The sequence below is a fragment of the Leclercia adecarboxylata genome (assembly GCF_035787115.1).
Classification (GTDB): domain Bacteria; phylum Pseudomonadota; class Gammaproteobacteria; order Enterobacterales; family Enterobacteriaceae; genus Enterobacter; species Enterobacter adecarboxylatus_E.
The window spans coordinates 31,184-43,270 of record NZ_JALKTL010000004.1; the positions used below are offsets into that span (position 1 = coordinate 31,184).

General features: G+C 55.4%; 9 protein-coding genes and 1 pseudogene. 2 read left to right on the forward strand and 8 right to left on the reverse strand.

Annotation, left to right across the window (positions count from 1 at the left end; translation table 11 throughout):
• Nucleotides 1-55 precede the first annotated feature (55 nt).
• The 5 genes and pseudogenes from MXM41_RS14035 to MXM41_RS14055 form a co-directional block, all read right to left on the reverse strand.
• On the reverse strand, nt 56-2,503 hold the full coding sequence (locus MXM41_RS14035) for a phage tail tip fiber protein (protein WP_418936792.1): 2,448 nt from the start codon (nt 2,501-2,503) through the stop codon (nt 56-58).
• 17 nt (nt 2,504-2,520) lie between these two features.
• A pseudogene (locus MXM41_RS14040) lies at nt 2,521-4,990 on the reverse strand (host specificity protein J); the annotation flags it as partial.
• A gap of 53 nt (nt 4,991-5,043) precedes the next feature.
• A complete protein-coding gene (locus tag MXM41_RS14045) occupies nt 5,044-5,658 on the reverse strand; it encodes a tail assembly protein (RefSeq protein WP_325932611.1) in 615 nt (204 codons plus the stop codon).
• Entirely contained in the window at nt 5,636-6,397 is a 762-nt protein-coding gene (locus MXM41_RS14050; RefSeq protein ID WP_325932613.1) for a C40 family peptidase, read from the reverse strand. The genes MXM41_RS14045 and MXM41_RS14050 overlap by 23 nt, the downstream gene beginning before the upstream one ends.
• Before the next feature lie 2 nt (nt 6,398-6,399).
• Nucleotides 6,400-7,137: a phage minor tail protein L gene (locus MXM41_RS14055; RefSeq protein ID WP_325932615.1), complete on the reverse strand. Its 738-nt coding sequence runs from the start codon at nt 7,135-7,137 to the stop codon at nt 6,400-6,402.
• A gap of 163 nt (nt 7,138-7,300) precedes the next feature.
• Here MXM41_RS14055 and MXM41_RS14060 point away from each other — a divergent pair, with 163 nt between their 5' ends.
• Nucleotides 7,301-7,504 (forward strand): hypothetical protein, encoded by a 204-nt coding sequence (locus MXM41_RS14060; protein WP_313287649.1) that lies wholly within the window; start codon nt 7,301-7,303, stop codon nt 7,502-7,504.
• On the opposite strand, the gene MXM41_RS14065 is transcribed toward MXM41_RS14060, so the two are convergent.
• From MXM41_RS14065 to MXM41_RS14075, 3 genes are read right to left on the reverse strand one after another with little or no spacing between them, the layout of a single operon-like run.
• On the reverse strand, nt 7,501-7,674 hold the full coding sequence (locus MXM41_RS14065; RefSeq protein WP_313287647.1) for a hypothetical protein: 174 nt from the start codon (nt 7,672-7,674) through the stop codon (nt 7,501-7,503). The two genes, MXM41_RS14060 and MXM41_RS14065, sit on opposite strands and share 4 nt — an antisense overlap.
• 23 nt (nt 7,675-7,697) lie before the next feature.
• Nucleotides 7,698-8,039 (reverse strand): phage tail protein, encoded by a 342-nt coding sequence (locus tag MXM41_RS14070; RefSeq protein WP_325932619.1) that lies wholly within the window; start codon nt 8,037-8,039, stop codon nt 7,698-7,700.
• 8 nt (nt 8,040-8,047) lie between these two features.
• On the reverse strand, nt 8,048-11,560 hold the full coding sequence (locus MXM41_RS14075; protein ID WP_325932620.1) for a phage tail tape measure protein: 3,513 nt from the start codon (nt 11,558-11,560) through the stop codon (nt 8,048-8,050).
• A gap of 90 nt (nt 11,561-11,650) precedes the next feature.
• Here MXM41_RS14075 and MXM41_RS14080 point away from each other — a divergent pair, with 90 nt between their 5' ends.
• Entirely contained in the window at nt 11,651-12,070 is a 420-nt protein-coding gene (locus tag MXM41_RS14080) for a hypothetical protein (RefSeq protein ID WP_325932621.1), read from the forward strand.
• The last annotated feature ends 17 nt before the right edge of the window (nt 12,071-12,087 follow it).

Consider the following 12,087-nt stretch of genomic DNA (forward strand, 5'->3'; position numbering starts at 1 on the left):
CCTTAAAATGAAAAACCCAGCCGGAGCCGGGTTGTGTGGTCTGAGGTTATGAGGATCAGGAGAAGGAGCCGGTGCCCCGGGTAATGGTCAGTGTCGGGGCGGCAATGCGCTTACCTGCCGTGCCCGAGCCAACAACAGTAATGGTCCCGTTGATCACATTGGCCGTAAGGTTGCGTACTGCGTGACGTACGGTTATCCAGAGTCCTCCCGTTCCAGCTGGCACGCCAATAGAGCCCATATCGCGGACATTACCGTTTATGTTGAGGGTGATATTTACGGACGTTGTGCCCGAGATAGATGTGACATAAACCATTGCCTCAAGCAGAGCCGATTTATCCAGCGATGAGGAGGATGAGTCGGTAAAGGTAATTGAACTTGATGCTACGCCAGCGCCTGATATGTAGGCATCCGGCGCTATACCTACGTTTGCCACGTCCCCTATGAAAGACGTAGCCTCTACCGTGCCCCTGAAGCTCCCGCTGGTTGCCTCAACTCTGCCTTTAAAACTTCCGTCAGTGGCATAGATAGTCCCGCGAACGGTCACGCCGTTAAACGTGGCATACCCGGATTTATTGATGTGCCAGCCGACATTGCCGGTCCCGTCCCAGTTGCTGGACTGGATGTAATTCCCGATCTTGCCGTTATCAATGGACCCATCCTGGATAAATACCGATCGCAGGAACATCTGGCCGCCGGTCGCCGCAAACACCAGCTCCTGCCCGGTTGTCGTCGGGTTATACACCGCGAACGTGTCGGCGCTGACGAGGAAATTAGAAGAGCCTGTGGCATCAATACCCAGCTGAATACCCGCGATACGCTTGATGCCGTTCTCCTCCACCTGGACTTTAACGCCCCACTGCGCGCTAAGCTTACCGTTGATATCAGCAACAGCTTCACTGGTCGTCTGGACTGCGGAGTTGGTATCGCCAATGGCTGCCGTCACCTGCTCAATGCTGGTTGCCGTCGCGCTCTCCAGATCCGTAACGGCTTTATCAATGCGCGTGATGGCTGCAGCATTGGTCTGCCCGTTTTGCTCTACCGTGGCCTTAAGCGTAGTGACCTGCTCCGCCACGGCACTTGTGGCATCCGCAGAGGTCTTCCGGACGTCGCTGATCTCGGCCATCGTTTTCGTTTCACCAACGGCAAACGTCACGCGCTGATCCGAGAACGCCATGAAGTTGGCGAGCGCATTGGTGACGTTGCCTACAATACCGGCATCCCTGCTGGCCGTGTTGCCGTCCACGTCAACCTTCAGACTGTCGATACGGCGGCCCAGCGCACTGTCACCATCCGTACGGGCCGTGGCTTCTGTGCTGATCTCCGCCGTATTCTTGTCAGTCGTGGCCTTAACCGCAGCCAGCGCGGAGGTCTGCGCCTTGTTGTTGTCAGCAACGGCTTTAGTGACCGTCGTGATATCGGCGGTGTTTTTGCCGACAGTCACCTGCAGGCCCGAAAGCGTGGTGGCCTGAGCATCCTGCTCAGTTGTCAGCGTTGCCAGTTCCTGGGTCACAGCGGCATGGTTGTCGTTTACGGTCGATTCCAGCTTCTTCCGCTCCGTCACCTCAGCTTCCTGCGCCGTGATGCGCGCCTGGCGTTCAGTGTACAGCAGACCCGATGCCAGTTTTGACGGATCGTCACCGGTATAGCCGCCCCGGATCTGAGTCGCCAGCGTCTCGCGCGCCGTAGCTTCCGCCTGGTCGCCAGTGACACGGGCTGTCGTTTCCTGCTGCAGCGCCGCCATCCCGGCCCCCGGCGTTGGCCGCCCGACCGCTACCCAGTCAATCAGATAATAGTTCGTCGCATCCTGTTTAGTGGACAGATCCAGTCTGAACTGATTCATCGTGGTTTCGGTCAGCCAGGGGATATTGTCGAACTCCACCGTGGCGATACCGTTCGCGTCATATGCAGGCTCGGCGACGGTGAGCATGTTGGTGTCGTTAAAGCCACCGGTACCACGCCAGCGCAGCTGCCCCGCCCAGCCCGGCGCCCCGAACTTCCTGATGCGCATTTTAACGAAGCGATAGGACGACGAGTTAACACCCAGTGAGCCGGGAGACGCCACCCACGGATCGGTGGCATGGTTCGCCGGACGTATCCACCCGTCAACGATTGTCGGGGTCCCGTTCCCGGTCCAGCCCTCTACTGTCGAATCGAAGTACCAAATTTTCGCCGGGTCGAATTGCGAACCGGTCCCCGCCGACACCTGCGCAATCTGCTGCGCCAGCGATTCGGTGGTGGTCTGAATCGTCTGGTTGACGTTGCTGATATCCGCGACGCGCTCGTTCTTCTCGGTCAGCAGTGCCTGGCCGCGGGCCGCTGCCTCGTCGGTGATGGCTTTCTTACGGTCCGTGATCTCCTTCGCCAGGCCCGCTTTGGTCGCCGCCGACTCTGTTGTGACTGAGCTAATGTCGTCGTGCGCCGACTGGATATCTTCACCCAGATCGGCAATGTCCGACACGAGGTTTTTATAGCCTTCAGTCTGTTCAAGCGAGTCGCCGATCATGTCGAGATAATCACTGGCTTTCGAGCTGGACTGTCCTGCCGCCCACTCCGTCCAGTCTCCGGTGTTGCCGATACGATCCACCAGGCGCGCACGATACCACTGACTGACGCCCGCCAGCATGGGACCATGCTGGTAATGCGTGGCCGGATACGGCACCAGCGCCAGTAATTGCGGGTTAGCTTTGTCTTCGGTGGTGGCGCGCTGAATTTCGGTGTATGCCGTATCACCTGAGCCATCCGGGAAAGCCCAGGTAATATCGATAGCCCAGACAACATCGTCCGTGGCGGCCAGTGCCTGCGGCGTTCCCGGCCTGCCGTTTTTGCCCGTAAGGTAAGTCGTATTGGCGTAGCCCCACGGCGAGCTTGAGTCCTGGGCATTCAGCGCCCGCACCCGCACGTCATAACTCCCGGTGTAAATCCCCTGCACCGTAAATCCCTGGGCACTGCTCACCGGGACGTTTATCCAGTCGCCATTATCCTTGCGCCATTGCGCCTGGTACCGGATAGCGCCTTCCACCCGATCCCAGGAAGCATTCATGGTGGCAACGGTAAGCCCCTGCTCGATGTGGTCGGTTTCGCTGAGGATGATGTTTTTCGGTGCCGGCAGAACGCTTACCGGCGTGACGGTGACCGGTGCCGGGGTGATGCGCACGCCGTCATCGATATAGCGGTATTTATTCGGGTCATGCTGGACCGCGGTGATCGTGAAACCACCGTTGCTGTCGTCGTTAGCCCGGATGGATGTCACGCGAAAATACTGGATAGCCAGGTTGTCGCTGTCGATGGCCCACACTGCGCCGGACTCAGGAGACAGCCTGAAGGGGGTGGTGACCGTCACCGTCTGTTTGTCTGCGCTGATGGACGCGATTGTCCGCGTCTGCGCCTTGCCGTCCGGCAGGTTGACCACCAGGCGGTCGCCAGTGGCGTAGTCAGCAGGACGATCAAGCGTGACATTTCGCCCGCTCACCGCCCGGATACGCCCGCCGTTCTGCTTACCGGCACGGAACGGATCCGCGATACCGATAATTTCTGCAGGCAGGGGAATATAACCGTCCAGCCCCACGCCAAATGACACCGTTCCGTCGCGCGCGTTTGACAGCAGTGCCCAGCGGCCCCGGCGGTGCGCCTCACTCTGGGAGGTGCAGCCAATCGCCGTCATTGACATCTGGTTGACCTTGTACCGCTTCACCAGGTCTGAATCGTAGACACTCTCAACGGTGTCGCTGTAATGGTTCTGAGGATCAGACCAGGACACCAGAGCCGACGAGTAGCGGTTTTTGTAACTGCCGCCGCCGTAGGTAAACAGCCCGTCGATCACGTTCGAGGCATGGTAGGTAAAATCCACCTCATCCTGCGGCACATCCGCGCGCACATAAATCTGGTCGTTGCCCCAGAAGGTGATCCCCCGGAATATCGCCGCTAAATCGCTGAGAACGGTGTAGGCGTCCTGCTGGCTCTGGATGTAGACGTTGCAGGTGAAGCGCGGCTCGGTACCACCCGCCCCGTTCGACACCTTCTGATCGCAGTACTGCGCAATGGCGTACAGCTCCCACTTATCGATCATGGCAGCATCGATGCGGGTACCCATGCCGTAAATCTCATCCAGCACCAGATCGTAGAATACCCAGGCCGGGTTGTTGGTATAGGCCATTTTGAAGCCACCCGACCAGGTGCCGCTGTAGGTGCGCGTAACCGGGTCGTAGGAGTCCGGGACACGTACCAGTTTCCCCTTCGGCCTGCAGGTCACCTTCGGCGCGCCACTGGTAAACTGGCTGGAGTCGACCTCGATATACAGCAGCGCCGTATTGGGATAGCGTAACTTGCTGTCGATCACCTCAGCAAACGAGAACACCTTGAAGGCGTTTATCAGTTTTGAGTTCCCGATGGAATCAGGCGTGATACGACGTACCCGCACAGCCCAGCCAGTAGTGGCCGCTGGCAGATCAATGCGGAGGTCGCGCTGGTATTCCGTGGTTGTCTTTCCGTCGAATTTGCCGTTAACCACCGTCTGCCAGGCAGCACCATCAGTCGAGAGATCAACGGCGTACTCTGTGACCGTCCCGACCATATCACCGTTGTCTTTATAGGTGTACTGTACGGGCAGGCTCAGCTTAATACGCACGGCATCCAGCATCAGGTTAGAGAACTGGCGTGTCCACGGCGCGGTGGTGGTCACTGTCACGTTGGCCGACATTTCGTTGTCGACCTCAGGCAATCCCTGAATGTAGTCCTGATCCTGAGTGCCCGGACGAAAATCCCACTTCACGCCGGTGAAGTTGTAGCTGCCGTCGGCGTTCGCCAGCGGGGTGTCGTTAAGGAAGATGTTCTGTGCCGTCAGCTCACCCTGGATTTCACCTTCAGCAACGGCCAGCAGCATTTTTAATTTAGCTGTCGACAGCAGGTCATCCGGATCCTCAACAGGGGTGTGCTGTTTAGCACCACCGCCTTTACGTCCCTGAATAAGGGTTTCATCTTCGGGAAGTCGCATATTTCACCCATAAAAAAAGCCACCCGGAGGTGGCCTGTAGCTGAGAATAAATTTCACTGCTGGTCGCTGGAGAAGATCCCCGCGCTGATAACTGCCCCGCCGATCTCGCGCTCACCAAAAAACACAGGCACCGGATAACCCACGGCCACAGTGTTCACCGGCGCGCCAAAGGCGTAGTTGGGTTTGTTGTCCGTGCTGGACGAGGCACCGACGTTGTATTTCGGCTGGGGTGTCAGCAGCTGAACAACACCCCCAAGCATCATCGACAGGCCGAGTCCAGTCAGGGCCGTTGTTGTCGCAGTTGCGGCAGCTGTACTCAGACCTATCGCTGTCAGCGAAGCACCCGCGGTAAAATACGCGGCCACAAGCGCCACCGCCCCGATAACGATCTGCAGTACGCCGCCGCGCTTTGAGCCTTCAGTAATGGCTGAAATCCGGTACACCGCACCGCCGCGGGTCATGTCGAACTCGTCAAGCCCGATGTTGTGTTTGCCATTGAAGAAAGCAAAACGGATCCCCTTCATATGCCCTTCTGACAGGTAGCGTTTAAAACCGGGAACCTGGCTGCACATGGCGCGCAGCATCTCGCGCAGATCCTCAACGTGAAATTTGTGCTCGCGGCCGAACTTTTTCGCCATGCGGCCTTCAAGAATGAGTGTCTTCAGCATTCATCAGCTCCCTGTGCCGGACCACACGAACGGTGCGGTCACGGTAATACTTGCCGTACGGCACCCGGGCAGACAGGCTGCCGAAATTATGGTGCAGCATGATATTGTCCTGGTGCTCGTGATGACCGAGGTAAACGGCCGCGTGGTTCGTCACCTGCGCCTGTATGCGCATCATGATCATATCACCGGGACGCATATCAGCCGGGTCCACCTGAACAAAGCCTTCTGCCTCCCAGTTATCGTCGTAACGATTTTCGCCCTGCTCCCACCACTCGTACGGTACCGAGTAATCACCCAGGGTAATGCCGTGCTCACGCTGGTACCACTCACGGATCAGCGACCAGCAGTCAGCAAAGCCCAGCACCCAGCGCCGCCCGGCGTAGTCCCGGTCCTCACGTGGCGCCAGCGTGCAGAAGTCCCCGTCCGGCCAGCTCATGATGCCCCACTCCACCCCGGACCAGTCGCACTGCACCCTGTCCATTTCGGAGGGCACAAGCTGCACCACATCCGGATGGGAGTGGACAACCATAATGATTTCACCCCGCTCCGACGCGGCGAGCTTATCCTCCGGCGAGATCGTGAAGGCCTCAGTGGGCGTTGCTGAAATATTGCGGCAGGGAATGTACTGCTGCGCCCGCCCGGCCTGCGCCCGCCCGGCCTGCACCACCACGCCGCAGGCCTCGTTCGGATATTCCGCGGAGACGTGGGCGCGGATCGCATCCATCAGTTTTTTTCGCATGGTCATTTACCCTGAAGGTTTGCCGCCGGGAAGCCGCCAAACGGCAGCGGGTTACCGGCCCCGACCCGCGCTTCGCAGTCCGGCATCAGGCCGCCGCACATATCCAGCGCCGGGTTATCCGTGGGGGTGCCATCCTTGAGAAAATAGCGGTTCCCGTTGTAGTCGCACCCGGTGCCGGTTCGGTACCAGCCGCGCGTGCACCAGGTGCAGACCGGCGTGATCTGCCGGGTGGGTAACTGCAGGTTCTGGATGTCAAAGGGTGAGCACAGTTCAAAGTCGACCTGCACCCGCGTTTCAGCGGTTTTGGCGTTGACGTAAAAAAGCTGCACGCGCTCGTCCGCCGGGCTGGCGTTCGGGTTGCCGGCTGTCCAGTTGGCCGCGTCGAGATATTTCGCCAGCGTGGTGTGGATCTTCACCTTGGCCCTCGCCAGGTCGTCGTACCCGAGACACAGCGCAGTCACGTAGTTGCCAACGTTCGACACGGAAAGCGTGGGTGTGGGCTGTGCCCCGGTGCTGGACAGCTCCAGGCCTTTCAGCTCGTAAGGGTAAGGGTCGTACTGTTGACCCTGCCAGATAATGGCAGGCAGGTTGTCAGCGGCGAATGCAGCCCATCCTGCAGAAGCAATATTGTGGGCATGGAAGCGCAGCACGGTATCCATGCCAAATTCGGTGCCGTCGATCTCGATGAGCTGTATCAGTTCACCCGGCTCCAGTTTCTGTACGTCGTTCGTAAAGCTCATATGTAGCCCATAAAAAAAGCCACCCGGAGGTGGCTACTGATCGAATATCAGGATGTCGCTGATTCACATCCCCGCGTATGGTGGTTATTCAGCCCGCCCATGTTTAGGGCGTGGGCGCACACAGCAATGAGGGATGGCTGATCACCTCTGTATAGGAATTTATATGAAATTCAAATTAGAAACTTTAGGCGGCCTTTCAAATACACATGGCAATAACCACAGAATATTAGCCAATCTAAAAGGGGATGATGATTCAACCCATGGCGTTTGGCTGGAGTTGCCACATGGCCATGCAGAGAATATGACACTCAAGCAATTGGAAGAATTAGCCATACGTAAAGCGCGTGAAAATTTTTCCCAATGTTAATTTTTACCAGTCATTCCAGACTCAAAAGTTGCCAGTGTCGAGGTTAAACTTGAGACCCGTGTCATAAGATCATCTAAAGCCCGGCTTGTTGATTCTTTTATAGCTGCATTCTGGGCTTTCATCTCGTCCAATTCTGCTTCTAATGCTGCCAATCGTTTTTCTAAAGTCATAAATCTCTCCTGCCTCTCGGCTATTAAGGCGCGTAAGCCTGTTCAAACACAAATGACAACTCTACAAAGCCACCGTGGGGAAAGGTTGGGCTGACAGAATCAGCTTTAACCCGGTATAGCTTCTGCTCACCCCACGGGTTAACCCACCAAAACGATTTGATGACATGGCTAAGAAGGAAATCTCGAACTTTCTTCATCGTCGCCACATCGCCATTGCATGCCAGATTCCAGGTTTCGGCATCGGTGTTGATCCCATTGCCAGCCACCTGCTTATAGCCGTCGCCAAACTGCGCCTGAAGCGTGGCTACAGTATTTGCTCCAGTGGGCCCTATGCGGACGCACCAGGTAAAAGTGTCGATTGCCATATTGCTCCTTAGCGGCGATAGAGGATGCCGCCTGGCGATATTTCTTTCCTCAGGCGATCGGTAAGGGTTTGCTGGACAATACCTTCAAGCTGGCGTGCTGTGCTGGCGGTATTGGCGTTACTGATTTCACCTGCAGAACCATCCTGGGTAATGTTGACCGGGGCGTGAACATTAATGACTGCATTGCCATAACCTGATGCATGATTCACCCCTGAAGATACGGCGCGCACACCCAGCGAACCATCAGCGGCCCGGGTCAATGGCATGATTGCCTCCGGCCCAGCCTCTCCCATGACGCCTGCGCCTTTAGCAAACGCGAAGAAAGTCGGCGTATCGACAATGCTGTTGCTGAACGCGCTGAGCGAGGGTGAGTCGTAAACTCCGCCTTTAGCGTTGAAGGTGAGTGCACCTGCAGCTGCGGAATATGCGCCAGACGGCGTTGCACCAGCCGCAGCCGCTGCGCCCCCACCAAATGCCCCCGCCACGCTACCTACCAGAGAGCCCAGCAGGCCCGACGAGCCACCCAGCGCGCTGACGGCAGCCATCTGCAGGCTAACTTTTGCGATCATCTCAAGCGCAGAAAGCCCCCACTCTTTCCAGTCAGCCTTTCCGCGAACGAGCATAGAAGCGACGTTATCCAGAGCACTATCCATGGTTGAGGTAATGCCCTGCGAAACCGTGCCCGCGACATTGCTGACATTATCCATCCAGTCAGCAAGACCAGCACTTACGCCAGCCCGCCAGTCCAGTTCGCTGGCTTTAGCCTGTTGATATTTTTTATCAAGCGCATCGAGCGCCGAAGCGCGGGCGGCAACAGCCTCTGCGCCTTTATCCGTTTTATCAAAGACCCGCTCTACTTCCTGTCGTTCACGGTACTGATCCTGATCACGACTCCCCATCCCTGACGTGGCGACATTCAGGTTTGTTTCATCCTGATATCGGCGCGCTGCATCCTTGAGATCCTTAAGCGCGTCGGTCATGTCACGCTGTTTGCGTACCGCCTCGTCGGCTTTTTGCGACCACTGGGCCAGCGCCACGGCTCCGGCCTCAATAGATTTTCGCTGCTCTTCGCTCCACTTAGTACCGTTTTCATGAGATGCGGCAAATAATTCAGCTGCCTGCTCGCCCTGCGTAGCGCGAACTTTTTGCACTTCGGTAGCGATACTCAGGTCTGCCATTTTTCGGCTGTACTGCTCTGCTAGCTGAGTTGCCTCACGAGCGGCTTTGCCTGCATCTCGTGTAGCGTCTGCCTGAGATCTTTGAGCATCGGCTACGCGCTGCGCATTGTTGTATTCTTCCTCGGCCGCCTTGGTGTAATCAGACGCGTAAGCGTAATTCTGCGGTCCAGTTCGTCCCATTTTCTGCAGATCAAATTCAGCCTGCTTGCGAACCCTGGCGAGGCCTGTTAATGCTGCTAACTCCGCTTGCTGTTGCTTTTGAATGAGGCTTTGCTGATCCTGGGTTGAGACAGGGGCTTGTGGAATGGCAAACGGAACAGTCGCCAAAGCATTTCTGGATGAAAGCAGTTGATTTCCCAGAGAAAGAAGTCGGTTTAATTCACTATGCTGCCCATTCATTACCAATAGAGACTGATAGGCTGCATTCTGACGCCAAGCTTGCTCCTTAATTAAGTCGTTCCTGCGGCGCTCTATTTCTTCAAGCGCCTGCTGAATGCCGCGAGATTGATCTCGCATGCGGTTCAGCTTGTCTTCTTCTACAGTCAACTGGCCAGTGACAATGCTGATTGCGTTAACGATATTTAAATCGTTTTCGCTGGTAATTCCCGGCTTTCCGCGGGATGAGTTGAGATCATCTATTTGCCTTTTAAGGGCTTCAACTTTTTCCTGTTGCTCTCCAACTAAGCGATTTTGCTCTACCAGAGCCTCGACCGTTTTACCCCTGTTATCATCAGTTTCAGGAAGTGACATCTGAGATGTCTTTTCTCTAATCTGATCTATCTGGCTGGCGTACTCTTGTGCTGACTGTCGAGCCTGTTCCTGATTTTGATACATGGCATACCACGCACCAGCACCAAGCATGACGAGACCAGGTACTCCGCCAATTAATCCCATCGCCCCGCCCATTAGCCGGGTGCCGACAGAAGTAACGCTATTTAAGTTGTTTTGTGCAGTGATTCTGCCGTCAAGATTACGCTTTAATGCAGCCTGAGCAGATGCTAGCCTTCTCTCTGCGGCAGCCTGTGCGTCCGCATTCTTTGCGGCAGCCAATCCCGATTGTGCTCTTTCCAGCGCAGCGCGTGCTCTCATCTTTTCTGTCGCAGTTCCGCTGGCCAGTGCCGCGGTCAGGCGCGCCTGTGCAGCAGTAACTTTTGTTTCTGCGGCAGCAATCTTTTCCTGTTGAGCAGCCTGAATATCAGCCCCGCGAGCAGACTGCAGCGCTTGCTGTGCCCGATAAACGTCGGCGCGAGAGGCTGAAACCGACGATTGCGCTGCTCTTTCTTGCGCTACGGCCAACGCAACTTCAGCCTTTGCGGCGGATATCAACGAAGCAGTAGCACCAGTAGCACTTGTGACAATGCCACCAAGATATTTCGCCAGACCAATACCTACCAGACCAGTGGCTGCAGTAGTAACAAGCGTCATATTATTGGCAACATCATCCAGCGTACCGCTTACCGCTGAACGTGACAGATCATCAAGAAAACCAGCGAGACCATCTAGCCCACCAGACAATGCTGCCGTTGCACCGGTTGCCTGATTTACTCCTCCAACCCATGCCATAAAGGAGTTCGTTACTCTCTGCATCGAACCGGAGACAGTTTGCGGCATTGAACTAAACTCACCGCGCAACGTATCGAGCTGACTAACGATCGCAGGCACAACCTTATCAATGGTCAGCTGACCCTGATCGGCCATCGCTTTTAGATCTTTTCGAGCTACGCCCATACCAGCAGCCAGCGCCCTGACAACGCGATCGCCTGATTCATTGACGGCGTTAAACTCTTCACCACGTAATACACCCTGCGCCAGCGCCTGACTAAATTGAGTAATTACGGATCCGGATTCCTCTGCACTCGCTCCAGAAATCTTCAGCCCTGTAGAAACTGCCTCAGTTACCCTCAAAACATCCGCCGAGTCGTAACCAAATTCCCGCATAGATGCCGCTGCGCGTGAAAAGAGATTGGCGTTATCAGAAAACGCGGTCCCGGTTCGTTGGCTAATCTGCATGAGCTGCAACTGAGAGTTAGTGAAGTCATCAGTCGAGCTGGATGCCTGTTTTAAACGGGCGTTAACTGAGGTCCATTCGTCGGCAATCTGAACTAATTTTCCTGTCGCGAATGCAGCACCAGCTGCAGCTGCCGCCCTCCCTGCGCTAGCAAAGCCATCTGTTAGCTCTGCTAAAGCCTTTTCGCTTTCCTTTGCGGACGCTGCAGCTTGCCTGCTACCATTCTGCATGGTGCGGTAGTAATCCGAACCCATGCGCGAGGCGCGAGCAATCTCAGATTGAAAAGATTGAGAGTTTGCGGATATTTTGATTATTAGCTCGCGTAGAGCAGCCATCTCTTGCACCTTCTGATAGAGAATTTAACATTCAGTCCGTAGCAGGAAGCGGGAAACAGGACATTTTTTAACTTATTTCTGGAGATATTGATGCTAAGTTTGAATTTTGAAGTACCCGGGTGCCCGGAAGATTATTATGAAGTTAAAGAAAGAGATGGTGGATTATTAATTTACAAACCGATTCGTTCTAAAATCAGGGCGCTTGCCAAAACACAATGTGACTATTTTGATTATATATCCTCAATAGGAGAGAACACCCATATAGCAACATTGGAGAGTAATGACGCCATTAAGGATTTCTTTGAAAACGAACCGGAAGAAGCTCAGATCTGTATCTATAACACCCTTGCTGAAGAGTTTGACGTGATTACAGCCACCATTAATGAGAAAACTGCGGAAATTAACAAAGAAAACCAAAACACAGAGCAAGCTGCAGAAAATATCGGCAAAATAATAGGTGCTATGATTTTGGCTGGCTTCGTCATTTTTATTTTTTCTCAGTTAACGTAAAAGTTTGGATCTCTAAC